The 24,132-nt window shown below is 58.4% G+C and carries 21 protein-coding genes and 4 tRNA genes; 17 read left to right on the top strand and 8 right to left on the bottom strand.

The features are described 5' to 3' along the window. Positions 1 to 87: 87 nt before the first annotated feature. Entirely contained in the window at positions 88 to 1,482 is a 1,395-nt protein-coding gene (locus tag JFU47_RS09415; protein ID WP_140683344.1) for a class II fumarate hydratase, read from the bottom strand. Between the two features lie 193 nt (positions 1,483 to 1,675). Between JFU47_RS09415 and JFU47_RS09410 the strand changes: the two genes are divergently transcribed. The 7 genes from JFU47_RS09410 to JFU47_RS09380 all read left to right on the top strand — a co-directional run bounded on the left by JFU47_RS09410 (position 1,676) and on the right by JFU47_RS09380 (position 9,558). Then, entirely contained in the window at positions 1,676 to 2,200 is a 525-nt protein-coding gene (locus tag JFU47_RS09410; protein WP_033055281.1) for a DUF2059 domain-containing protein, read from the top strand. A 12-nt stretch (positions 2,201 to 2,212) separates the two neighbouring features. Further along, entirely contained in the window at positions 2,213 to 2,512 is a 300-nt protein-coding gene (locus JFU47_RS09405) for a BolA family protein (RefSeq protein ID WP_008151216.1), read from the top strand. A gap of 102 nt (positions 2,513 to 2,614) precedes the next feature. Then, positions 2,615 to 3,556 carry an oxygen-dependent tRNA uridine(34) hydroxylase TrhO gene (trhO, locus tag JFU47_RS09400; RefSeq protein WP_046049127.1) on the top strand — a complete coding sequence of 314 codons (942 nt, stop codon included), beginning with the start codon at positions 2,615 to 2,617 and terminating at the stop codon, positions 3,554 to 3,556. A gap of 39 nt (positions 3,557 to 3,595) precedes the next feature. Next, on the top strand, positions 3,596 to 4,198 hold the full coding sequence (locus JFU47_RS09395; protein WP_201185189.1) for a DsbA family protein: 603 nt from the start codon (positions 3,596 to 3,598) through the stop codon (positions 4,196 to 4,198). Further along, positions 4,191 to 6,008, top strand: a complete 1,818-nt coding sequence (locus tag JFU47_RS09390) for an ATP-binding cassette domain-containing protein (protein WP_201182634.1) — start codon at positions 4,191 to 4,193, stop codon at positions 6,006 to 6,008. The genes JFU47_RS09395 and JFU47_RS09390 overlap by 8 nt, the downstream gene beginning before the upstream one ends. 250 nt (positions 6,009 to 6,258) lie before the next feature. Beyond that, on the top strand, positions 6,259 to 8,718 hold the full coding sequence (locus JFU47_RS09385; protein ID WP_201182632.1) for an EAL domain-containing protein: 2,460 nt from the start codon (positions 6,259 to 6,261) through the stop codon (positions 8,716 to 8,718). Positions 8,719 to 8,796: 78 nt separating this feature from the next. Next, positions 8,797 to 9,558: a TenA family transcriptional regulator gene (locus JFU47_RS09380; protein ID WP_207202899.1), complete on the top strand. Its 762-nt coding sequence runs from the start codon at positions 8,797 to 8,799 to the stop codon at positions 9,556 to 9,558. An 86-nt stretch (positions 9,559 to 9,644) separates the two neighbouring features. Here the strand turns inward: JFU47_RS09380 and sugE are convergent, their stop codons facing one another. The 3 genes from sugE to rdgC all read right to left on the bottom strand — a co-directional run bounded on the left by sugE (position 9,645) and on the right by rdgC (position 12,111). Further along, a complete protein-coding gene (gene sugE, locus JFU47_RS09375; RefSeq protein ID WP_008151200.1) occupies positions 9,645 to 9,959 on the bottom strand; it encodes a quaternary ammonium compound efflux SMR transporter SugE in 315 nt (104 codons plus the stop codon). A 119-nt stretch (positions 9,960 to 10,078) separates the two neighbouring features. Beyond that, positions 10,079 to 11,044: a bile acid:sodium symporter family protein gene (locus JFU47_RS09370; RefSeq protein ID WP_201182628.1), complete on the bottom strand. Its 966-nt coding sequence runs from the start codon at positions 11,042 to 11,044 to the stop codon at positions 10,079 to 10,081. Between the two features lie 146 nt (positions 11,045 to 11,190). Next, on the bottom strand, positions 11,191 to 12,111 hold the full coding sequence (gene rdgC, locus JFU47_RS09365; protein ID WP_046056543.1) for a recombination-associated protein RdgC: 921 nt from the start codon (positions 12,109 to 12,111) through the stop codon (positions 11,191 to 11,193). Positions 12,112 to 12,271: 160 nt separating this feature from the next. On the opposite strand from rdgC, the gene JFU47_RS09360 reads away from it, so the two are divergent. The 4 genes from JFU47_RS09360 (at position 12,272) to JFU47_RS09345 (ending at position 12,814) form a co-directional block, all read left to right on the top strand. Next, a tRNA-Val gene (locus JFU47_RS09360) sits at positions 12,272 to 12,347 on the top strand. Between the two features lie 19 nt (positions 12,348 to 12,366). Continuing rightward, positions 12,367 to 12,443: transfer RNA gene (locus tag JFU47_RS09355), tRNA-Asp, on the top strand. Positions 12,444 to 12,642: 199 nt separating this feature from the next. Further along, positions 12,643 to 12,718: transfer RNA gene (locus tag JFU47_RS09350), tRNA-Val, on the top strand. A gap of 19 nt (positions 12,719 to 12,737) precedes the next feature. Beyond that, positions 12,738 to 12,814, top strand: a tRNA-Asp gene (locus tag JFU47_RS09345). 141 nt (positions 12,815 to 12,955) lie between these two features. On the opposite strand, the gene JFU47_RS09340 is transcribed toward JFU47_RS09345, so the two are convergent. Continuing rightward, positions 12,956 to 14,089, bottom strand: coding sequence for a catalase family protein (locus tag JFU47_RS09340; protein WP_201182626.1), 1,134 nt, complete (start codon positions 14,087 to 14,089; stop codon positions 12,956 to 12,958). Next, the gene (locus JFU47_RS09335; protein ID WP_201182624.1) at positions 14,086 to 15,894 is read right to left on the bottom strand and encodes a di-heme-cytochrome C peroxidase; all 1,809 of its coding nucleotides are present in this window, start codon (positions 15,892 to 15,894) and stop codon (positions 14,086 to 14,088) included. The genes JFU47_RS09340 and JFU47_RS09335 overlap by 4 nt, the downstream gene beginning before the upstream one ends. A gap of 271 nt (positions 15,895 to 16,165) precedes the next feature. Here JFU47_RS09335 and JFU47_RS09330 point away from each other — a divergent pair, with 271 nt between their 5' ends. From JFU47_RS09330 to JFU47_RS09310, 5 genes are all read left to right on the top strand, one after another. After that, positions 16,166 to 16,882, top strand: a complete 717-nt coding sequence (locus JFU47_RS09330; protein ID WP_123368986.1) for an FKBP-type peptidyl-prolyl cis-trans isomerase — start codon at positions 16,166 to 16,168, stop codon at positions 16,880 to 16,882. Between the two features lie 293 nt (positions 16,883 to 17,175). Next, positions 17,176 to 17,631 carry a YkvA family protein gene (locus JFU47_RS09325; RefSeq protein ID WP_201182622.1) on the top strand — a complete coding sequence of 152 codons (456 nt, stop codon included), beginning with the start codon at positions 17,176 to 17,178 and terminating at the stop codon, positions 17,629 to 17,631. A gap of 113 nt (positions 17,632 to 17,744) precedes the next feature. Then, the gene (locus tag JFU47_RS09320; RefSeq protein WP_123369006.1) at positions 17,745 to 18,086 is read left to right on the top strand and encodes a helix-turn-helix domain-containing protein; all 342 of its coding nucleotides are present in this window, start codon (positions 17,745 to 17,747) and stop codon (positions 18,084 to 18,086) included. Then, positions 18,083 to 18,454 carry a hypothetical protein gene (locus tag JFU47_RS09315; protein ID WP_059401930.1) on the top strand — a complete coding sequence of 124 codons (372 nt, stop codon included), beginning with the start codon at positions 18,083 to 18,085 and terminating at the stop codon, positions 18,452 to 18,454. Before JFU47_RS09320 ends, JFU47_RS09315 begins: the two co-directional genes overlap by 4 nt. After that, complete coding sequence (locus JFU47_RS09310) at positions 18,455 to 18,874, top strand: sel1 repeat family protein (RefSeq protein ID WP_201182620.1); 420 nt, start codon at positions 18,455 to 18,457, stop codon at positions 18,872 to 18,874. Between the two features lie 59 nt (positions 18,875 to 18,933). On the opposite strand, the gene JFU47_RS09305 is transcribed toward JFU47_RS09310, so the two are convergent. Together JFU47_RS09305 and JFU47_RS09300 are read right to left on the bottom strand one after the other, a co-directional pair. After that, positions 18,934 to 20,724, bottom strand: a complete 1,791-nt coding sequence (locus JFU47_RS09305) for a bifunctional diguanylate cyclase/phosphodiesterase (protein ID WP_201182618.1) — start codon at positions 20,722 to 20,724, stop codon at positions 18,934 to 18,936. Positions 20,725 to 20,874: 150 nt separating this feature from the next. Continuing rightward, on the bottom strand, positions 20,875 to 22,956 hold the full coding sequence (locus JFU47_RS09300; protein ID WP_201185180.1) for a carboxy terminal-processing peptidase: 2,082 nt from the start codon (positions 22,954 to 22,956) through the stop codon (positions 20,875 to 20,877). 181 nt (positions 22,957 to 23,137) lie between these two features. Between JFU47_RS09300 and JFU47_RS09295 the strand changes: the two genes are divergently transcribed. Continuing rightward, positions 23,138 to 24,100 (top strand): zinc-binding dehydrogenase, encoded by a 963-nt coding sequence (locus JFU47_RS09295; RefSeq protein WP_201182616.1) that lies wholly within the window; start codon positions 23,138 to 23,140, stop codon positions 24,098 to 24,100. Positions 24,101 to 24,132: the final 32 nt, after the last annotated feature.

Here is a 24,132-nt window from a genome sequence, read left to right as displayed (position 1 = left end):
CGCGAGCAGGCTCGCTCCCACAGGAGGATGCGATCCAATGTGGGAGCGAGCCTGCTCGCGAAGTCGATCTGATGGTCGCTACAAAGCTTAACCCTTGGCGCCAGCCTCCAGCATATTCTCCGGCCTTACCCACGCATCAAACTCTTCATCCGTCAGATACCCCAACTGCAACGCCGACTCGCGCAAGGTCAGCCCTTCTGCATAAGCCTTTTTGGCGATTTCCGCCGATTTGTCATAACCAATGTGCGGATTCAGCGCCGTCACCAGCATCAACCCACGCTCCAGATGTTCAGCCATTTTCTCTGCATCCGGTTCCAGACCAGCGATGCAATGCTGCTGGAAGTTGCTGCAGCCATCGCCGAGCAGGCGGATCGATTGCAGCAGGTTGTGGATGATCACCGGTTTGAACACGTTCAGTTGAAGGTGCCCCTGACTCGCGGCAAAGCCAATGGCGACGTCGTTGCCCAATACCTGACAAGCCAGCATCGACAGGGCTTCGCACTGGGTCGGGTTGACCTTGCCCGGCATGATCGAGCTGCCCGGTTCGTTGGCCGGCAGTTTCACTTCGGCAAAGCCTGCTCGCGGCCCGGAACCCAGCAGGCGCAGGTCGTTGGCGATTTTCATCAGGGTCACGGCGAGGGTCTTCAGCGCACCGGACAGCGTGGTCAGCGGCTCATGGCCAGCGAGGGCAGCGAATTTGTTGGGTGCGGTGACGAACGGCAGGCCGGAGAGGGCGGCCAGCTCGGCAGCGATGGCTTCGCCAAAACCGTGGGGCGAGTTCAGCCCGGTGCCGACTGCGGTGCCGCCCTGGGCCAGTTCACAGACGGCCGGCAGCGCGCTGCGGATCGCCCGCTCGGCGTAATCCAGTTGCGCGATGAACGCCGACAGTTCCTGACCGAAGGTAATCGGCGTCGCGTCCATCATGTGGGTGCGACCGGTCTTGACCAGTTTCATGTGTCGTGCGGACAGCTCGGCCAATCCGCCCGACAGTTCGTTGATCGCCGGCAGCAATTGCTGTTGCACTGCCTGGGCTGCCGCGATGTGCATGGCGGTCGGGAAACAGTCGTTGGAACTCTGGGAGCGGTTGACGTGATCGTTAGGGTGAACCGGCGACTTGCCGCCACGAGCGTTACCGGCCAGTTCGTTGGCGCGACCGGCGATCACTTCGTTGACGTTCATGTTGCTCTGGGTGCCGCTGCCGGTCTGCCAGACCACCAGCGGGAACTGGTCGTCATGGCTGCCGTCGAGCACTTCGTCGGCGGCTTGTTCGATCAGCCGGGCGATGTCGGCGGGCAGGTCACCGTTGCGGTCATTGACCCGCGCCGCGGCTTTCTTGATCAGCGCCAGGGCATGCAGCACTGCCAGCGGCATTTTTTCGTTGCCGATGGCGAAGTTAATCAGCGAGCGTTGCGTCTGAGCGCCCCAGTAGGCTTCATCCGGGACTTCCACCTGGCCAAGGCTGTCGGTTTCGATACGGCTCATCATGCACACTCCTGTAGGTCTGATAGCGCAGTTTAGGCTGTGATCGCCGGCCGTGGTTCCATCAGTCTGGAATTTGACCGTTCAACCCCTCTAAATCAGGCCCGACAAGGCTTGGGGTTGAGTGACACACTTTTTTAGGTGCAGAATGGTCGCCCTTGGGGTAATGACCTCGCCTGCTAGAAAAGGAAACTCGATGACTCGTCTTCGTGCCATCTGTACCGCGGTTGCACTGGTTTGCGCCAGCGGCCCTGTTTTTGCCGATACCGCCAGCCACAACGCCAGTGCCGAAGCTTTCCTGACCCTGGCGCACGCTGACAAATTGGGCACTCCGGTGTACATGCAAGTGCAGCAAATGTTCGCTCAACGCTTTGAACAGACCAAAGCACCTGAATCGAAAAAAGCCTTGCTGGAAACCTACCAGGCCAAAGCCAACGCCGCGCTGGACCAAGCCATTGGCTGGAACAAGCTGAAGCCGGACATGGTCAAGCTCTATACCACCAACTTCAGCGAATCCGAGCTGAAAGACCTGGTCGCGTTCTACCAGTCGCCACTGGGCAAGAAAGTCCTGGAAAAAATGCCGCAGCTGACTCAGCAATCGGCCCAGATGACTCAAGCCAAGCTGGAAAGCGCCGTGCCTGTGGTCAACAAACTGCTGGCTGACATGACCGCCGAGCTGGAGCCTAAAGGCGCCGCTGCTCCAGCCAAGAAAAAGCCTTAAGCGGAGTTCGGTATGACCATGCAACAACGCATCGAATCGACGCTGGGCCTGTTGCAGCCGCAGCATCTGCAAGTGCTGGATGAAAGCCACATGCACAGCCGTGGGTTGCAGACCCACTTCAAAGCCGTGGTGGTCAGCCAGCAGTTCGAAGGGCTCAACCGCGTCAAGCGTCACCAGAAAGTCTACGGCACGCTCGGCGAGCTGATGGGCGAGTTCCATGCGTTGGCGCTGCATACCTACACGCCAGAGGAATGGGCACAGATCGACGCGGCTCCGGCCTCGCCGACCTGTGCTGGCGGCAGCAAGCATTAAGCATCGGTTTTTTGCTAGAATCCGCAACGCGCCGCTCACCCGGCGCGTTTTTTTTCGCATCCGGTTCACCCCTTACGAGGGTAGCCACCTGGAGAATCACCCATGACACAACAGATTGTCGTGGCGGCACTGTATAAGTTCGTCACCCTGGAAGATTACGTCGCCCTGCGCGAGCCGCTGCTGCAAGCGATGGTCGACAACGGCATCAAAGGCACCCTGTTGATCGCCGAAGAAGGCATCAACGGCACCGTGTCCGGCAGCCGCGAAGGCATTGACGGGCTGATGGCCTGGCTCAAGAACGACCCACGCATGGACGACATCGACCACAAAGAGTCGTACTGCGACGACCAGCCGTTCTATCGCACCAAAGTCAAACTCAAGAAAGAAATCGTTACCCTCGGCGTCGAAGGCGTGGATCCGAACAAGAAGGTCGGCACCTACGTCGATCCAGAGAACTGGAACGCGTTGATCAGCGATCCGGAAGTGCTGTTGATCGACACCCGCAACGATTACGAAGTCTCGATCGGCACCTTCGAAGGCGCCATCGACCCGAAGACCACCAGTTTTCGCGAATTCCCCGACTACATCAAAGCCAATTTCGACCCGGCCGTGCACAAGAAAGTCGCGATGTTCTGCACCGGCGGCATTCGTTGTGAAAAGGCGTCGAGCTATATGCTCAGCCAGGGCTTCGACGAGGTCTACCACCTCAAGGGCGGCATTCTGAAGTACCTCGAAGAGGTGCCGCAGGAAGAAACCAAATGGCAGGGCGACTGCTTCGTGTTCGATAACCGCGTGACCGTTCGTCATGACCTCAGCGAAGGCGACTACGATCAATGTCATGCCTGTCGTACACCGATCAGCGCCTCCGACCGCGCGTCCGAGCACTACGTGGCCGGCATCAGTTGCCCGCATTGCTGGGATAAGCTGAGCGAGAAGACTCGTCGCAGTGCCATCGACCGGCAAAAGCAGATCGAACTGGCCAAGGCTCGCAACCTGCCTCACCCGATCGGCTACAACTACAAGCAAACTCCTTCCGAGGCTTGAACCATGTCTGTGCAACGCCTGCTCTATGTGATGGACCCGATGTGTTCCTGGTGCTGGGGCTTCGCGCCGGTGGCCAACGCGCTGGTCGAGCAGGCGCAAGCAGCGGGGGTGGACGTGCACCTGGTGGTGGGTGGTTTGCGTACCGGCAGCGGCTCCGCGCTGGAACCGACCACCCGGCGCTACATCCTTGAGCATTGGCAGGCGGTCACCGAAGCCACGGGTCAACCGTTCAAGCTGGAAGGCGCGTTGCCCGACGGGTTTGTCTACGACACCGAACCTGCCTGTCGGGCGCTGGTGACCGCGCGCAGCCTGGCGCCGGATTGTGCGTGGAAACTGCTCGGGCTGATTCAGCATGCGTTTTACGCCGAAGGGCGCGACGTCACTCACGCCAGTGTTCTGGTGGAGCTGGCGGAGCAGGCCGGTCTGCCGCGCATCGAGTTCGCCGCTGCGTTCGACCGTGCCGATATGCACGCCGCGACGGCTGCCGATTTCACGTGGGTCCAGGACCTGGGCATTGCCGGTTTCCCTACCTTGCTGGCTGAACGTGATGGTCAATTGGCGCTGTTGACCAATGGCTATCAGCCTCTCAGCGTATTGTCTCCGTTGCTCGGCCGCTGGCTGGAGCGCGCTGCCTGTGCATGACCAGCCTGACAACGCCGCAACCGCTACACGTGTCGACCGTCTAAGCTGGGCGGAAATCCGTCGCCTGGCCTTGCATCACAAGAAGTCCCTGTGGATCGCCAACGGCGTGGCCGTGCTGGCAACGTTGTGCAGCGTGCCGATTCCCTTGCTCCTGCCGTTGCTGGTGGACGAGGTGCTGCTGGGCCATGGCGACTCTGCGCTGAAGATCATGAACCACGCGCTGCCCGAAAACTGGCAGAAAGCGGCGGGCTACATCGGCCTGATGCTGCTGGTGACCTTGTTGCTGCGCTGTGGCGCCTTGCTGTTCAACGTGGTGCAGGCAAAGTTGTTTGCGGCACTGGCCAAGGACATCGTGTATCGCATTCGCACACGGCTGATCGAACGACTCAAGCGCATTTCCCTGGGCGAATACGAAAGCCTGGGCAGCGGCACGGTGACCACGCATCTGGTCACCGACCTGGACACTGTGGACAAATTCGTTGGCGAAACCCTCAGTCGTTTCCTTGTGGCCATGCTGACCTTGGTCGGCACCGCGTCCATCCTGATGTGGATGCACTGGAAGCTGGCGTTGCTGATCCTGCTGTTCAACCCGCTGGTGATCTACGCCACGGTACTGCTGGGCAAGCGGGTCAAACACCTGAAGAAACTCGAGAACGACAGCACCTCGCGTTTCACCCAGGCACTCACCGAAACCCTCGATTCCATTCAGGAAGTGCGCGCCGGCAACCGTCAGGGCTTTTTTCTTGGGCGCCTCGGTCAACGTGCTCGTGAAGTACGCGATTACGCGGTGACGTCGCAGTGGAAAACCGATGCCTCGAACCGTGCCAGCGGCTTGCTGTTCCAGTTCGGTATCGATATTTTCCGTGCGGCGGCGATGCTCACCGTGCTGTTTTCCGACCTGTCCATCGGCCAGATGCTCGCGGTGTTCAGCTACCTGTGGTTCATGATCGGTCCGGTGGAACAGCTGCTGAATCTGCAGTACGCCTATTACGCGGCCGGCGGCGCGCTGTCTCGGATCAACGAGTTGCTGGCCCGGGCCGATGAGCCTGAATACCCGGGTGGAGTGGACCCGTTCAACGGTCGCGAAACCGTGGGCATCGAAGTCCAGGGGTTGAGTTTCGGTTACGGCGACGAACTAGTGTTGAACCAGATGAACCTGTCGATCGCCCCCGGCGAAAAAGTCGCGATTGTCGGCGCCAGCGGTGGCGGAAAAAGTACCTTGGTGCAGTTGCTGCTGGGCCTGTACACGCCGCTTGCCGGGACGATCCGCTTCGGTGGTTCGACCCAGCAAGAGATCGGTCTGGAAACCGTGCGGGAAAATGTCGCCGTGGTCCTGCAACACCCGGCGCTGTTCAACGACACCATCCGCGCCAACCTGACCATGGGCCGCGAGCGCAGCGACGAAGCCTGCTGGCAAGCGCTGGAAATTGCGCAACTGCACAACACCGTTCGGGAATTGCCCAATGGCCTGGACAGCATCGTCGGACGTTCCGGCGTGCGGCTATCCGGCGGGCAGCGTCAACGCCTGGCGATTGCGCGGATGGTCCTGGCCGAGCCCAAGGTGGTGATCCTCGACGAAGCCACCTCAGCGCTGGATGCCGCCACCGAATACAACCTGCACCAGGCGTTGGCGCGGTTCTTGAGCAATCGCACCACGCTGATCATTGCGCACCGGTTGTCCGCGGTGAAGCAGGCTGATCGGGTGCTGGTGTTTGATGGCGGACAAATTGCCGAGGATGGCGACCATCAGCAGTTGATTGCCGATGGAGGGTTGTACGCCAAGCTTTATGGGCATTTGCAGCAGCACTAGCCAATGCGCACAGCAGCACATCGCTCAAGGGCGATGGAGTGCGGGTCCGAATAATAGATAGGTGATGGAAAGTCTTGCCGTGGAGCTGTTGTTCGCTTTGTTTGTCTGCTGCGCTTCAAAAAGCAGTGACTTATAGACACTTCCCCGCAGCAGTAGCGGCTACTCGCTTGCCGGGATCGAGAACGCACCCTAGTCTAGCTGTAGCGATCACGTTGGATGATGATCGGGCAGTGCTAAAACAAGGGACCTCATGAATCAAGCGCGGACTCTCGGAACGCCACGGTTGTTGGGCATCGTCTGGCCATTCATCGCCGTCGTGTTATTTCAGGCCCTGTTGGGGGGTGTCAGTCTTTACGTTCTGTCGGCGGTTCGCGGCTACGTTGCCGGGGAAAGCCTGTGGTCCAAAGGCCAAAAAGACGCCATCTATTACCTTAATCTCTACGCCGACAGCCGCGACGAGACGATTTACGTCAAATACCAGAACGCCATTGCCGTACCGCAGGGGGGCCATGAGTTGCGAGTGGCGCTGGATCATCGGCCACCCAATATCGAAGCGGCACGTGTGGCGATCCTCAAGGGAGGTAACCACCCGGATGACGTTTCCAGTGTTATCTGGCTTTACCTCAATTTCCGGCACTTCAGTTACCTCGAAAAAGCTATCGACCTTTGGACAGTGGGCGACGCGTACCTGGTGCAACTCGATGACGTTGCGAAGGAAATGCATCAGCACATTCCTGTCAGTCAGGCCGCCGAGGCTGACATCAAGCGCTGGAAAGACCAGATATTCGCCATCAATGAGGGTGTGACACCGGCGGCGAAAGCCTTCAGCGATGCCTTGGGCGAAGGTTCACGGGTGATCCTGCGGCTGTTGCTGGTGACCAACCTCGCCACGGCCCTGGGCTTGATTGCGCTGGCCTTGATGCGCACCCACAAACTGCTCAAGCACCGCAATGCGTTCGCCGAGGCCCTGCAGTTGGAGAAGGACCGAGCGCAGATCACCCTGCAATCGATTGGCGATGGCGTGATCACCACGAATGTCGAAGGCGCAATCGCCTACATGAACCCGGCCGCCGAGGCGTTGACTCACTGGAAGGCCGAGCAGGCGACGGGTTTGCCGCTGGCGGCGCTGTTCAATCTGCTGGACGAGAACGCTCAGGCCGAAGGCTTCACGTTGATCGAGCACATTTTGAGCGGACAGCTGAGCGGTGGCAGCGAACACTCAAAACTGATCCAGCGCCTGGATGGCAGCACGGTTTCGGTCACTCTGGTCGGTGCGCCGATCCGCAACGCCGGGAAGGTCAGCGGCACGGTGCTGGTGCTGCACGACATGACCCAGGAGCGACAGTACATTGCCAATCTGTCCTGGCAGGCGACCCATGACGCCTTGACCGGGCTCGCCAACCGCCGCGAGTTCGAATATCGCCTGGAACAGGCGCTGCACATCCTGGCGCGGCATTCGGGGCGCCATGCCTTGATGTTCCTCGATCTGGATCAGTTCAAACTGGTCAACGATACCTGCGGCCATGCGGCGGGTGACGAGTTGCTGCGGCATATCTGCGCTCTGTTGCAATCCGGTTTGCGCGAAGGCGATACCCTGGCCCGCCTGGGTGGCGACGAGTTTGGCATCCTGCTGGAGAACTGCGCCCCGGAAGCCGCAGAAAAAATCGCCGAGGGCCTGCGTCAGACCGTGCAGAACCTGCACTTCGTCTGGAAAGGCCGACCGTTCGTGACCACTGTGAGCATCGGGCTGGTTCACGTCGCTCAGAATCCGACCACTCTCGAAGCCTCGCTGCGCGCTGCCGACATGGCCTGCTACATGGCCAAGGAAAAGGGCCGCAATCGGGTTCAGGTCTATCACGCCGATGATTCGGAACTGTCCCTGCGCTTCGGCGAGATGGCTTGGGTGCAGCGCTTGCACATGGCGCTGGAAGAAGACCGCTTCTGTCTGTACGCCCAGGAAATCGCGCCCCTTGGTCATATCGAGAAGGGCGGTGGACATATCGAAATTCTGTTGCGCCTGCATGACGAAGCTGGACGCATGATTTTGCCCGACAGCTTTATTCCGGCTGCTGAGCGCTATGGTCTGATGACGTCCCTTGACCGCTGGGTTGTACAAAACGTTTTCAAAGTTATTGCCCAATGCATAGCCGAACAGCACAAAGGACCGTTGGCCATGTGTGCGATTAATCTGTCAGGCACAACTATCGGAGATGAGGCGTTTCTGCACTTCCTGCGTGAACAGTTTGTTACTTACTCCATACCGCCTGAAATGATTTGTTTTGAAATCACTGAAACCAGTGCTATTTCCAATCTCGGAAGTGCAATCAGATTTATTAATGAACTCAAAGGTTTAGGTTGCCACTTTTCACTGGATGACTTTTGCGCCGGAATGTCCTCATTCGCATATTTGAAACATTTACCTGTAGACTTCTTGAAGATCGACGGGAGTTTCGTAAAGGATATGCTGGACGACCCGATTAACCGCGCCATGGTCGAAGTGATCAATCACATCGGTCATGTTATGGGTAAACGTACGATTGCCGAGTTTGTTGAAACACCCCAGATCGAGCAGGCATTGCTGGAGATCGGGGTGGATTACGCTCAAGGGTATGTTATTGAACGCCCGCATTTGTTTACCAGCGACAGTTTACAAAGTCGTCCAGCCAGGCCTCAGCCTTTGTTATTCAAGGCGCCTGGCACGTTCCGTTGAAATCTCTTGCTGATCCTTATAATCACAATCAAAAGGAGCTCGACAGTGATCGACACATTCAACCGAACCGGACCACTCATGGAAGCTGCAAGTTATCCCGCCTGGGCTCAACGCCTGATCCAGGATTGCAGCGAGAGCAAACGCCGGGTTGTCGAACACGAACTGTATCAGCGTCTGCGTGATAACAAACTCAGTGCAAAGACCATGCGCCAGTACCTGATTGGTGGCTGGCCGGTAGTCGAACAGTTCGCGTTATATATGGCACAGAACCTGACCAAGACTCGCTTTGCCCGCCATCCAGGTGAAGACATGGCACGTCGCTGGTTGATGCGTAACATTCGCGTCGAATTGAACCATGCCGATTACTGGGTGCACTGGAGCCGTGCTCACGGCGTCAGCCTGGAAGATCTGCAAGCGCAAAAGGTTGCCCCTGAACTTCACGCCTTGAGCCACTGGTGCTGGCACACCAGTTCGTCGGATTCGCTGATCGTTGCCATTGCCGCCACCAACTACGCCATTGAAGGTGCGACCGGGGAGTGGTCGGCGCTGGTCTGTTCCAGTGGTGTCTACGCGGCCTCATTCCCGGAAGAAGATCGCAAGCGGGCCATGAAGTGGTTAAAAATGCATGCCCAGTACGACGATGCCCATCCGTGGGAAGCCCTGGAAATCATCTGCACGCTGGCGGGTATGAATCCAAGTAAATCCCTGCAAGTGGAATTGCGTCAGGCCGTCTGCAAGAGCTACGACTACATGTTCCTGTTTCTGGAGCGTTGCATGCAGCTTGAGCGTGCGCAAATAGCTCCTGTCGCGCGTGAACGCATGGAGCTGGCCGAGAGCTGATCGGTCAATACACACCATTGAAAAAGCCCGCTCCCCCTGTCTATATCAATAGGGGTGGCGGGCTTTTTCGTAATGGCAGCAAACAGTCAGGCGCTGATCTTCAGCCCAACCAGCCCGGAAATGATCAACGCCACACTGGCGAGCCTGAACAACGCCATGGATTCACCGAACAGAATGATCCCGGCAATTACCGTCCCGACCGCACCGACACCCGTCCAGATCGCGTAGGCCGTGCCCAGCGGCAATTCCTTCATGGCAAGGCCCAGCAAGCCAAGGCTGATGGCCATGGCGGCAACGGTCAATGCGGTGGGGAGAGGGCGACTGAAGCCATCGGTGTATTTCAGGCCGACGGCCCAGCCAACTTCGAACAGGCCGGCGAAAAACAGAATGATCCAGGACATGAGAGACCTCCATCGATTGACGGGGTCGTCCCCAGATTAATGACTCGATCGAGCCGCGAGGTCGTCCTCGCGTTGTGCGATAGAGTGCCCATCATTAACCGGGGGATCAAGTTTTCGGATCAGTCGATAGCCTGCTGCGCCGCAGTTTCCCGATCCTCTTTCTCGCTCATCCGGCGGAAATACGTCGAGAGCAGCGCCCCGGAGATGTTGTGCCAGACGCTGAACAACGCACTCGGCACCGCCGCCAGCGGTGAGAAGTGCGCACTGGCCAGGGCCGCACCCAACCCGGAGTTCTGCATGCCGACTTCCAGCGCCAGGGATTTACGCTGGGCCAGTGGCAACTTGAACAGCCTTGCGGTGAAGTAACCCAGCAGATAGCCGAAGCTGTTGTGCAGCATCACCACGGCCATGATCAGCAGGCCGGATTCGGCAATCTTCGCTTGGCTGGCGGCCACCACGGCTGTGACGATAATGACGATGCTCACCACCGAGATCAGCGGCAGCACCTCCACCGCGTGGCGAACCCGATCACCCAGCAGGCGCTGGGCAACCACGCCAAGCACGATCGGCAACAGCACCACTTGCAGGATCGACCAGAACAGCTCCATGAACGACACCGGCAACCAGGCTGAGGCCAGCAGCCAGATCAGAGCCGGGGTCAAGAGCGGGGCGAGGAGGGTAGTGACAGCGGCGATGGCCACCGACAGCGCCAGATCGCCGCGGGCCAGCCAGGTCATCACGTTCGACGAGGTGCCGCTAGGGCAGCAACCGACCAGGATGACGCCGACAGCGATCTCCGGCGGCAAGTGGAAAGCCTGGCAAAGCAACCACGCCACACCGGGCATGATCACGAAGTGCGCAACCACGCCCAGGGCCACGCGCCATGGATGGCGAGCGACTTCGGCGAAGTCTTCAAGTTTGAGGGTCAGGCCCATGCCGAACATCACCAGCCCCAGCAGCGGCACGATCGCACCCTTCAGGCCGATGAACCAGGTCGGTTGCAGGAACGCCACGACGGCGAAAATCAGCACCCAGTAAGCGAAGGTGTTGCCGACGAAGCGGCTTAAAGCGGCGAGGGCACGCATGGCCTGATCCTTATTCTTGAGTAACACCATAAAACCAGTGTGGGAGCGAGCCTGCTCGCGAAAGCGGTCTGTCATTCAACAATGATGCTGACTGATATGACGCCTTCGCGAGCAGGCTCGCTCCCACAGTGGGATATCACAAAGTTTTAGATTCCTTGCGGAGTCTCTTCGCCGCCTAGCGCTTCAACCAGCGCCGGCAGGAAGTCGCCGAAGGTCAGCATCATCAGGGTGAAGCTGGCATCCAGTTGGCCGAGGGCTTCTTCGCCACCGTCCTGTTCCGCCTGGTCTTGCAGCAGGTCTTCGAACTTCAGGCGCTTGACCACCATCTTGTCGTCTAGAACGAAAGACAGCTTGTCTTGCCAGGCCAACGACAGCTGAGTGACCACTTTGCCGGTGCTCAGGTGCAGCTGGATTTCTTCGCTGGTCAGGTCCTGGCGCTTGCAACGCACGATGCCGCCGTCTTCGTGGGTGTCACGCAGCTCGCACTCGTCCAGCACGAAGAAATCGTCCGCGGCTTTCTGGGTGGTGACCCATTCAGTCATGGTGGCGGTCGGCGACATTTTCACGGTCAGCGGACGTACCGGCAGCGTGCCGATGACTTCACGCAGGGTGGACAACAGGTCTTCGGCACGTTTCGGGCTGGCCGAGTTGACCAGGATCAGGCCTTGTTTCGGCGCAATGGCAGCGAAAGTCGACGAACGACGAATAAAGGCGCGCGGCAGGAAAGCCTGGATGATTTCATCCTTGATCTGATCGCGTTCCTTTTTGTAGACCTTGCGCATTTGTTCGGCTTCGATCTCTTCGACCTTTTCCTTCACCGCGTCGCGCACGACGCTGCCCGGCAGAATGCGTTCTTCTTTACGGGCGGCGATCAGCAGGAAGTCGCCACTGATGTGCGCCAGCGGAGCATCTTCGCCCTTGCCGAATGGCGCGACGAAACCGTAGGTGGTCAACTCCTGGCTTGCACATGGACGCGCCAGTTTGGTGGCCAGTGCAGTTTCCAACGCCTCGGCATCAAAAGGCAGATCTTGGGTCAGGCGATAGATAAGCAGGTTTTTGAACCACATGGGGCGAGTCTCTCCTTTATACAAAGGGGGGCATTATTCTCTTCGCAGCGCCATAGGCCAACCCTTCTCTAAGCCTTTGGAAGGCCTGAAAAAATTAATGTAAAAAGTGCTTGCCAGAGATGTGGTCGCTCCGTAGAATGCGCGCCACACCGAAAGTGAAGGGTGATTAGCTCAGCTGGGAGAGCGTCTGCCTTACAAGCAGAATGTCGGCGGTTCGATCCCGTCATCACCCACCATTCGCTTCCAGTGTTACGCGCAGCGGTAGTTCAGTCGGTTAGAATACCGGCCTGTCACGCCGGGGGTCGCGGGTTCGAGTCCCGTCCGCTGCGCCATATTCGGTTATCTGGAACGCTGAACGCCAGGTCACCACGGAAAAGCCCGCTTAACGCGGGTTTTTTCTGCCAAAAGTTTGCAAGTTGTTCCTGCAGGTCGCGTCGTTTTATGGGTTTTCAGATTTTTTTGAAAAATTATTCAATTAAATCAACACTTTATGAAAATCTGTGGCACAATGCGCCCCGCAACGAAGGTAAAGGGTGATTAGCTCAGCTGGGAGAGCGTCTGCCTTACAAGCAGAATGTCGGCGGTTCGATCCCGTCATCACCCACCACTTACTTTCAACGCTACGCGCAGCGGTAGTTCAGTCGGTTAGAATACCGGCCTGTCACGCCGGGGGTCGCGGGTTCGAGTCCCGTCCGCTGCGCCATATTCGGTCACCTGGAACGCTGAGCGCCAGGTCACCACAGAAAGCCCGCTTGATGCGGGCTTTTTGCTGTCTGGGGTTTGGCTTCTGCCGAGGCTCCACCGAGAAAGCGACCTTCGGGTCGCTTTCTTTCGTTCTGCCTTCTTATTGTTCGGCGTTGCGGCTGTGTCGGTAGTCGCTCACGGCTTCGTACACGGCTTTGCGCAACCGATTGATGCCGCCAATGGGGCGATGAGCCTCAAGGCCAAACCACGGGTTGAACGACTGGTTATCGCATTGCACGTTCAGCACAGGCGTATCGAAGTCCTGGGCGGGTACTTTGATCCGCGCCACGGTCTCGAATGGAGCATCGCTTTGCTGCCACTCAATGCTCGTGTCTTCGATCGGCATGTACCTGGCCGGGTCCTGGCGCTGAATCTGCAGGACGAAGCAGGCCGGCATCCGGTCGGTCGACAGTTGCTGGTTCAGCGCATTGCGCAGGAAGTTCGGCAAGTTCTGGTTTTGCGCAGGCAGGGTGTAAGTCGGGCAGCTTGCCGGATCGGGCATGACGCGGAACTTGGCATTGGCTTCGCCGAATTTGTAGGGCGAAACCGAAAAGTAAGTCGTCTGGGCCGGGCTTTCCGGGGCGGGTGAGAGTGTCGCCAACGCGATAAACAGATGGCGAACCTGCCAGGTCCGCGGGTCCCAGCGCGGAAAGAACGCCATCAGCTTCTTGCCGTCAGCCTGTGCGGCTACATTCTGACGATACTCGGCGACATCGCTGACGAAAAAATTCGGATGGCTGAACATCACGAAGTCCTGTTCACCGCGACTCTGTTGGTCATGCAGCAGTTGTTTACCGGGCACATCGAGCAACTTGATTGCCATGCCCCGTGCATCGCGGATGCTGTCGAACTGCGGGTAGGCATTGCCGTTGGACAGCCGCATCGTCGCTTGCCAGGTTTTGCCGGGTTCGTTGAACACACCCTGACGCAGTTCGCCCGCCAGATCCGGCAGCACCTGAACCTCGGCTTTCACGCAGCCATGGGCCTTGGCATGGGCGTCGCGCAGGTAGCGGGTGCTTTCACGGTGCTGATCGACAATGCGCACGGCCGTCTGGATGATGTCTTGGGTCATCGCTGATTCACCATCCGGAATCAGTTCTTCAGCCGAAACCGGGCCGCTGTGCTGCCAGGTGAACCACGCCGTGGCCAGCGCCCAGCCGAGCAATCCAAGGCCCAGCGACCACAGCAGGGTTTTGCCGAGAAAGGCGCCAAAACACATCCAGAGTCTGCTCATGGCAATTGTGCCTCTAACGGACCGCCCAACACTTTCAGATACTCCAGCAGCGCCCAGCGCTCTTCTGGTTGCAGCAGGCGACCAATGACGCCGTTGCCACGCTTGCCTGCCCGGAATTCGTGGCCGCTGTTGTGATTGCCGGTGATGCGTGTGTCGAACATGAAGCCATTGGTGAAGGCCTCGGTGCGATAACCCAGGTGCCTGGGGTCGTACTCGAAAGTGCCTTTGTAGAAGGTGGTTGTGCGTTCATCCTGGGGCGAGAGCAACTGATAAATACTCGGTACCGAACCGTTATGCAGAAACGGTGCGGTCGCCCAGACTCCCGCCAATGGTCGCGCCTTGTAGGCGCGCAATTCGCGCACGCCAATCGGCAGGCCGAAGCCATCCATGTCCGGTCGTTCGGCCGTAGGAATGTTTGCTTCAAGGAAGGCCCGGTTTCCGACGAAAGCGGTGACGTAGGCTAACCCTTTAGCCGACGAGAGCTTGCTCAAATCCAGCGATTCAGTGGGCGTCGGCTGCAATTGCACATCCAGTTGCGCCAGCTCTGCCGGGTCCCATTGCAAGGCTGTGAGGTCGAAGCGATGGTCGGCGATGTTATTGGCCGCGCCCGGGTCTGTGCCGATGAACTCCACGGGCAGCATTTTCAAATGTTGCACCCAGCGCCCGTCGCTCTGGACCGATCGAGGTACATGGCAGCCGGCGCAGTTCTCGGTGAATAACTCACGACCTTTTGCAGCCTGGGTTTTGTCGATGGTGCCCAGCAGTTCTTCCGGCCAGGCCGGTGGTTTGAGCCGTTGCAGGGTTTGTTCGATCAGGTGCAGATCCCGCAAGCGGACACTGGATGGATAACGGGCGTCTCCTTTAAACGGTTGGCCGTTAGCGTCGAAGAAATTCAGCGTGGCGCCCACACCCAAGGCCTCACCGATGTTGCGGGCCATCGGTTGCTGCGCCGAACCGTTCCACTGCACCCAGTCGAAGGTCCACATGTCCCACAGTTGCGGATAGTCGACCGGAGCGTTGGCTACACGGTAGTTGGCGGGGGAAATCGCATCGCCGAAACTGGCGTTGGCAATGCGGCCGAAAGCGTCGGTGCGGCCGGGGCCTTCTTCGGTGGGATAGAGCCCGCGATGGGTGTCGTTCCAGGCCACCTTCAAGAAGGTGTCGAGAGAGACTTTGAAGTCTTTGCGCATTTGTTGATGCCGGGTATCGTAGTCCTGGCCCAATACGTTGCGTGCGAAACGTTCGAATTTCCACGGGTTGTAGTAAGTCGACGTCAGACTCGCTACCAGCGCTTGTCCGAAACTGCCGCCGCGCAACGTAGGAACGCTGGATGGCAGAACGTGCTGCGCCGAGCCGCCATCGATGCGCACGGCCTGGCCGTTAAAGCGCAGTTCGCCGGTGTGGCAGGCGGCGCAAGTAATATCCAGAAACTCGTCCTGGCTTCCAGGGTTCTGATGACGGGCAAAGCCCACTGGCAGATTGCCGGGGTTGTTCGGCGTGGGTCTCTGCCTGGGGTCGATCAGAAAACCGAAGCGGGCGAGGTATTCGGGAGCTGCGAATCGCTGTTGCGAGAACGGTAATTCGAGGGCCTTGAACCAGTCATAGCGCAAGCCTTTGACCTGAGTACCCTGGGGCGTGAAGTAGTAAATCTCGCGGTCGGCGGCGCTCCATTGCTCCAGATAGTGCACCTGCTGCGCGGGTGACCAGGCCGGCAGTTTCGGGTTGGCGACGTAGTACAGCACCACGGCGAGGCCTAGCCCCAGCAGCACTGCGAGCAAAACCAGCAAGCGGAAGAAGAAGCGCAAGATAAACGTCCTTGTCGATTTATAGCTTCCTTATGCCTCAGCACCTAGGGTGCGGCAAGTGGCCATTACGCCAGATGCTGGGGGATCCGGTATCGGTCTCTGATGAGCGCAAAGATGACAGAAGCTTCATCGGCTCATTCCCGAAATGCGTTGAAACACCTGAACTTATCAGAAGTTTCCTGCTCTCATGCCGGTAGCCATTGGTCGTGGCCGCCTGATAAGCTCGCGGCTTTATTCGATTGCCCTTTAGGCGCATGAACAAGGAAATAGCATGAAACAGCATCGGTTGGCGGCGGCGGTGGCCCTGGTTAGCCTGGTACTTGCGGGTTGTGATTCGCAGACCAGCGTAGAGCTGAAAACTCCGGCGCAAAAAGCTTCCTACGGGATTGGCCTGAACATGGGCAAGAGCCTGGCTCAGGAAGGCATGGATGATCTGGACTCCAAAGCCGTAGCCCAAGGCATCGAAGATGCCGTCGGCAAGAAAGAACAGAAGCTGAAGGATGACGAACTGGTCGAAGCCTTCGCAGCACTGCAAAAGCGTGCTGAAGAGCGTATGGCCAAAATGAGCGAAGAGTCGGCAACTGCCGGCAAAAAATTCCTCGAAGACAATGCCAAGAAAGCCGGTGTAACCACCACCGCTTCGGGCCTGCAGTATGAAGTAGTCAAGAAAGCCGATGGCGCACAGCCTAAGCCGACCGACGTAGTGACCGTTCACTACACCGGTACCCTGACCAACGGCACCGTTTTCGACAGTTCAGTCGAGCGTGGCAGCCCGATCGATCTGCCGGTCAGCGGTGTGATTCCGGGTTGGGTCGAAGGCTTGCAACTGATGCACGTTGGCGAGAAGTACAAACTGTACATCCCTAGCGAACTGGCCTACGGCGCCCAAAGCCCAAGCCCGGCGATTCCAGCCAACTCGGTGCTGGTATTCGACCTGGAACTGCTGGGGATCAAGGATCCAGCAAAACAAGACGCTACTGCCAAGTAATCAGCGTCTGCTTTAAAAACAACGCCTCGCTTATGCGGGGCGTTGTTGCATCTGGCGTTCAGCGAAGGTAAACAAAGCGAACGGATGCTGTAGGCTGGAGTCATAGCCATTGAGGACGCCCGTGCTAGCCGCGCCAGAGCGCCAAGTCAATGAAATCTTGGGTTTTTTTATGTGAGTAAAAAACGCCCGATCTGAGTTGGGCCCTTATGAAACGGGGCTTTCAGCCATGAAAAGCAGCTCTGTTCACAAGGTTATCCACAATTTGTGTGGATAACATTTCAGTGGGAGGAATGATGAAAACACCCTGGAGTTTCGCTCGTTTCCTGCCTCTGGCCGGACGCCTGCTCGCGCGTGGACGTTTGCCAACCTTACTCTTCGCCGTGGCCAGCAAAGGTGCCAGCCAGGGTAACCGGTTGGGTAAGCTCAAGGATGATCTACGCCTGTTGCAGGCACTTTGCCTGGCTTACTGGCGCGGAGAATATCGGGCCATCAGCCCAAAAGCCCTGATATCGGTCGTGGCTGGCCTGATGTACTTCCTTAGTCCGGTGGATGCCATACCGGATTTCATCCCCGTGTTTGGCATGCTCGATGACATCGCGGTGCTGGCCTGGCTGATGACAGTCCTCGACGACGAACTCAATGCCTTCCGCGCCTGGCGCAAGCGTCAGTTGCCGGAAAAGCTTGCAGTGGTTGAACGCCTGCCCGATACCCCGGAACAACTTCAACTTCAGGGTCCGAAAAAAAACTGAATTGATTCAGTCTCATCCATAGATTGATACCCCCGCGACCTTGGCCGCTGTTAGGATTACACTTCTAGGGAAAAGTGCCGACTCGCTAAGTGTTGTTGTCCTACGGGGTAGTCATGGATATTCAGATAATTACACGCGAAGGAGAGCCTGAGTATGCGGTTCTGCCATGGGCTCAGTATCAGGCTCTACTAAAAGCAGCAGGCATCAATGAACAACCGCCGCGGGTCGCCCCAGAGCGTCACGCAGCAACACCAGACCAGATTCTTCCGGGTCTGGATCAACTACGCAGTTTGCGCGAAGGGAAGGGCATCGCCATCGAGGCGTTGGCCCGCACGGTAGGCATCAGCCCGTCTTATCTGGCCTTGATCGAAAGTGGCGAGCGTCTACCCGACGCAGCGATTCGCCGCAGCCTGGCCTGGGAGTTGACGGTGCCAGGGTGGAGGGATGAATCGTGAGCGTACGCATCAGTCGTCAACATTGGGACGGGTTGCTGGGCGAACTGGATCAGGCACGCCGCCAGCGTCATCTTCTGACATACCGGGCGTTGCTTGAACGTTTGCAACTGCCCACACCGGCCATGCAAACCTTGACCGCCGCCCTTGAACATCTGGCCGCGCTGGACGCCAAGGCCGAGCAGCCATTGCGCAGTTCGCTGGTGATCAGCCAGGGCGCCAGCCGCCTGCCGCGCACTGGATTCTTTGAATGTGTCGAGCGTTTAGGGCGTTTCTCCGGCCCTTCCGATGGCATCGCCGCAGCGTCGTGGCATGCCTCGGAAGTGGTGCGGGTGTTCGAGTACGAGTACCCGGAATCGGCGGAGGCCTGAGTGTTTTTAAAACTCAAAGCACGGGCCAGCTACTGGCTGGCTCGCCGCTTGTTTCACTGGTCGTGGTTTGTGCGTCAGCCGCGTGGCTGGAGCTGGCTTGAAGGCCAGTTCGCACGCATGGCGAACCTGGGTGATGTTGGCGCCCAGAGCTTCTACGGCCACATCCTGACCTTTCGCGGCGTCGGCCTTGGGGCTCGTGAGGAGGGTGTTCGATTGCTGCGCCTGGCGGCGTTGGCGGGGGATGGCAAAGCGGCGTATCAAGTAGGTGTGATCAGTCTCGCCGGAACGCCGAGCAAGGCGCCGGATGCGGTTGAAGCCGCGCGGTTTTGGGAGATGGCCGCCAAAGCAGGACATCCGTTGGCGGAGATCAAACTCAAAGAGCTGGAGTCTCGTCACTCCGAGCCTCCAATTACGAATTAAGGTTGCCTTAGTTGAATGATCGTTCCCATGCAGAGCGTGTGAACGATCAAGATCAACAATCACCGCTGCCCGACGAGCAATTCTTCTTCGGCTTCAGGCACCGCCAGGCTATCAATCACATGCACGCTATACCCCGGCACATTCTTCGCGTGATGCTTGGCCTGCGATGCCATCTCCGCCAGCTGGCTTGCATCGAGTTGTCCACAGGCCTGGGGATGTAAATGCACCACGCCGATCGACAGTGACAGTAATGCAAACTCCTGACGCACACCCTGGCGGTTTGGGGCGATGAAGCAGCCGGCTTCCAGATGTTCGCTGCGATAAAAGCGTCGGCATTGGCTTTGGAAGTCGTCCAGCAACTGGTTCAAGCGTTTGCGCCAGTCTTCCGGGCCGAGTACCAGCAGGAAGTCATCGCCGCCGATATGGCCGACAAAGTCGCGGGAAGGGTCGACGCGATCATTCAGGCATTGCGCCAGGCACAGCAGGACTTCGTCTCCACGGCCGTAGCCGTAGATGTCGTTGAAGGGTTTGAAACTGTCGATGTCGACGTAGCAGATCACCGACTCCCGTTGCTGTTGCAGCAGTCGCGACAGGCATTGCTGGATCGGCACGTTGCCCGGCAGCAGGGTCAGCGGGTTGGCGTAACGGGCTTGCTGGATCTTCAGTTCGGTAATCAGTTTGAGTACGTCGATCACTCGGCCCAGCCCCAGGTAACCGCCGTTGAGGGTGATGATGAAGTCTTCTTCGATGCGCTGCCGCGCGCGGCTGGTGATCAGGCGACTCACTTGTTGCAACGACTGGCTCATCTCAACGGCGAGGAAGTCATCACTCATTAAACGGCTGATCGGCTTGCGGGCGAACAGGTCGGTGGCAAAAGGCTTGAGCAAGGCATCGGAGAGCGAATGCCGGTGGACGATGCCGCAGGGCTGGCCTTGCTCGTCGAGTACCGCCAGGGAGTTCAGGTTGGCCTGGCGGCGAAAGGCTTCCAGGACGGTGGCGGTCGGTGTATCGCGACCCACTGCCGGTTGGTCGTTGAGCAGGGCGCTAAGGTCACTGCCTTCATCGTTCAGCGCCACGGCGCAGCTGTCGTGTTTGGGCATCATCGCTCGGGCATCCCGGGGCGGGTGCTCTTGAGGCCGACAGAGCAGGTAGCCCTGGACCAGATCGACGCCCATCTCGCTCAACACTGCGAGTTCTTCCGATAACTCGATACCTTCTGCGATCACTTGTGCCCGTGAGGCCTTGGCAATTTGCAGGATCGAGCCGACAAATTCGCGCTTGAGGGCATCCTGGTGAATGCCGTCGATGAAGTGTCGATCAATCTTCACGTAGTCCGGACGCAATTCAGACCACAGCCGCAAACTCGAATAGCCTGCGCCCAGATCATCCAGGGCAATGGAAAACCCCATCGCTCGATAGTGATGCAGCGCGGCTTGCAGCAGCTCGAAATCGTCGGTCGGGGTTTGTTCAGTCAGTTCGATCACCACCTGACTCGGCGGTATGCCGAAATCCTGCAGCAGTTGCAGGGTGCGACCGGGTTGGTGGGCGGCTTCGAGCAGGGATTCAGGGGAAACGTTGAGGAACAGTTTGCCGGGCAGTTGCTGATCATTGAAGCGTCGGCAGGCGCTTTGACGGCAAGCGATTTCCAGCTCGCTCAGGCGGCCGGCCTGACGGGCGACGGCGAACAGTGCGAGGGGAGAGTGCAGCGGGCTGTTGGAGGGCCCGCGACTGAGGGCTTCGTAACCGACAATACGTCGCTCAGAGAGGGAAATGATCGGCTGGAACAAGCTGTGCAAACCGCTTTGAGCCAGTATGGAACTCAAGGCACTCAGCTGTTCTGTGGTGGTCATGGCTTTCTCTGGCGATAAAAAAAGGACTGGGAGCACTCTCTTGGATTAAAGAGGGGCTCCCAGTCCTTTATTTCACGACAGAATGATGACTGTATGATGACGCTCCGGAGAGCGTCAGCATTAAATTGCCATCATCTTGCTTGTAACAACTTAGTGCTTGGCTACCGCGGTATTGAGTTTCAGGTAGTCCAGCAGAATCCGCCCGGTCTCGCTCAGGTAGGCATCGTCTTCTGGTTTGGTCTTGTCTGGCTCGGCCGCGATCGCGTCTTCGTCTTCTTTCTTCAGCTCTTTGAGCGGCTCTTCACCCTTGGCCTTGCGACGGATGTTTTCCATGGCAAGTTGCTTGGCTTCGATATCGGCGTGTTGTGCACGACGGTCGGCTTCATTGAGGCTGACGGTTTTTTCCGCCATCAGTTTCTGCGCCAGGGCCAGTTTGTCGCGGATGAACACGAACTCCGCGTCTTTGGCCGAGCGTACGTCATGCTCGGACTTGAGCTGCGAAATGTACGGCTTGAACGGGTCGACCGCAGGCTTGATGGCTGCGCGGATGGTGTCCCACGGCATGGCTTCAGGCAGTGCGCTTTCGCCGATTTCCTTGGTGTCGATGATCGACGGGTAATCGATGTCCGGCAGTACGCCCTGATGCTGGGTGCTCTGGCCGGAAACCCGGTAGAACTTGGCCAGGGTCAGTTTCAGTTCGCCATGGTTCAGCGGCTGAATGGTCTGCACGGTGCCTTTACCGAAAGTCTGGCCGCCTATGATCAACGCGCGGTGATAGTCCTGCATGGCGCCGGCAAAAATCTCCGAAGCCGAGGCAGACAAACGGTTGACCAGCAACGCCATCGGCCCTTTGTAGAAGGCACCCGGGTTCTCGTCTTCCAGCACATCGACCCGGCCATCGGCATTACGCACAAGAACGGTTGGACCTTTGTCGATGAACAGACTGGTCAGCTCGGTGGCTTCCTGCAGGGAACCTCCGCCGTTGTTGCGTAGATCGATGACCACGCCGTCGACCTTGTCTTTCTGCAACTCGGTCAGCAGTTTCTTGACGTCGCGAGTGGTGCTCTTGTAATCCGGATCGCCAGCACGGAAAGCCTTGAAGTCCAGGTAGAAGGCCGGGATCTCGATGACGCCGAGTTTGTAGTCCTTGCCGTCCTGTTTCAGGTTGAGGACCGACTTCTTCACCGCCTGGTCTTCAAGCTTCACCGCTTCGCGGGTGATCGGGACGATCTTGCTGGTCTGGTCGTTCGGCGCATTGCTGGCCGGGATCACTTCCAGGCGCACCACGGTGCCTTTTGGCCCACGGATCAATTTGACCACTTCGTCCAGGCGCCAGCCGACCACGTCGACCATTTCTTTGTTGCCCTGGGCAACGCCGATGATCTTGTCGGCCGGTGCGACTTGTTTGGTCTTGTCGGCCGGGCCGGCAGGTACCAGGCGTACGACTTTCACCTGGTCGTTGTCGCTCTGCAACACGGCGCCAATGCCCTCGAGGGACAGGCTCATGTTGATGTCGAAGTTCTCCGCGTTATCCGGCGACAGATAGTTGGTGTGCGGGTCGTAGGACATGGCGAAGGTATTGATGTAAGCCTGGAAGATGTCTTCCGCACGGGTCTGGTCCAGGCGCGTCAATTGGTTCTTGTAGCGCTTGGTCAGGGTTTCCTGAATCTGCTTGGAGTCCTTGCCCGCGATCCTCTGCCGCAAGACTTCGTCCTTGACGCGTTTGCGCCACAGGTCGTCGAGTTCGGCGGTGGACTTGAGCCAAGGGGCGTCCTTGCGATCGATCAGCAAGGTTTCCTTGGTGGTGAAGTCGATCTTGTCGACGCCTTTGTTCAACTCGGCAAGGGCGAAGTCCAGACGCGCTTTGACGCGGTCCAGGTAGCGCTTGTAGATGGTGAACCCGGCGTTCAGGTCGCCGCTTTTGAGGAAGTCGTCAAACTGGGTTTTCCACTTGTCGAATTCGGCAATGTCGCTGGCCATGAAGTAGCTGCGCGACGGGTCCAGCAGCTTGAGGTAGCTGTCATAGATGATCGCGGAGCGCGCATCATCGAGCGGCGGCTTGCTGTAGTGATGGCGCTTTAGCAATTCGACGACGTTCAGGCTGGCGATCACTTCGTCACGATCAGGCTGAAGCTTGTCCCAGCTATTGGCTGCAAACGAATTGGTCGACATCGGCAACAGACCGATACCAATGAATAGGGCTAGGGCGGTGCTGGGGAAAAAATGCTTCATGCTGATTCGACGCGGGGACAATTGATCACGCATATTAGGCCGTCTTTGAAGTCGCCGGTACCACTAGTCTCTGTACGAAAACTGCCTGCTAGCTTTCGTATAGGCCCAGGGCCGGTCGCATAATGCAAGAAAGCCCGGCGCTACAGCAACGGGCTCAGTCCAGACTCACTATGGAGGCACTGTGAAAGCATTGCAAGGCGTTGAAGGTCAAGTGGAGTGGGTTGAAGAGCCCAGTCCTACATGCGATGTAGGACAAGTTCGGATTCGAGTGGCGGCAGCGGGTCTCAATCGAGCCGATTTGTTACAGAAGGCGGGTCTTTATCCGCCACCGCCGGGAGCCAGTCAGGTACTGGGTCTTGAGTGTTCGGGGGTAATCAGCGAGGTGGGGCCAGGCTCGTCCTGGCAAGTCGGGGATCGGGTTTGCGCCTTGCTGGCCGGGGGCGGGATGGCCGAGGAGGTAGTTGTCGACGGACGGCATGTGTTGCCGGTTCCCGAAGGTTTGTCCCTGGCTGAGGCGGCAGCGTTGCCGGAAGTGTATGCGACCGTTTGGCTGAATTTGTTTCAACTGGCTGCGCTCAAGCCGGGTGAGAAAGTTCTGCTGCACGCCGGAGCAAGTGGAATCGGTTCAGCTGCCATTCAGCTGTGCAAGGCGTTTGGTAACCCGTGCTGGGTCAGCGTCGGTTCCGCCGAGCGTTTGGCTTACTGCGAAGCGCTGGGCGCCCAAGGTGGGGTCGTGCGCAACGGGGATCTGGACAGCTTGAGCGACCTGGGGCCGTTCGATGTGATTCTCGACCCGGTGGGCGGCAACTACGCCGCGTTGAATCTGAAACTGATGGCGCTCGATGGTCGTTGGGTGCTGATCGGCCTGATGGGAGGTCGTGAGGCGCAGCTGGATCTGGCGCAGGTACTGGCCAAGCGCGTGCAACTGCTGGGTTCGACATTGCGCAGTCGCGACGATCAGTTCAAGGCGGATCTGTTCAGCGATCTCAGCCAACATGTCTGGCCGCTGTTTGCTGAAGGGCGTTTAAGCCCGCAATTGGCCAAGACCTTTGCGATCAAGGATGCCGAAGCGGCGTTTGCGGAGTTGGCGACTAATCAGGTGTCGGGAAAGTTGGTGTTGGTGATCGACGAAAGCCTGGTGTAATCACTGTGGGAGCGAGCCTGCTCGCGAAAGCG

The sequence above is a fragment of the Pseudomonas sp. TH39(2020) genome, assembly GCF_016650715.1.
GTDB classification, from domain to species: domain Bacteria; phylum Pseudomonadota; class Gammaproteobacteria; order Pseudomonadales; family Pseudomonadaceae; genus Aquipseudomonas; species Aquipseudomonas mandelii_C.
Note: the sequence above shows the minus strand (reverse complement) of the source record. Positions and strands in the feature narration are given on the sequence as shown.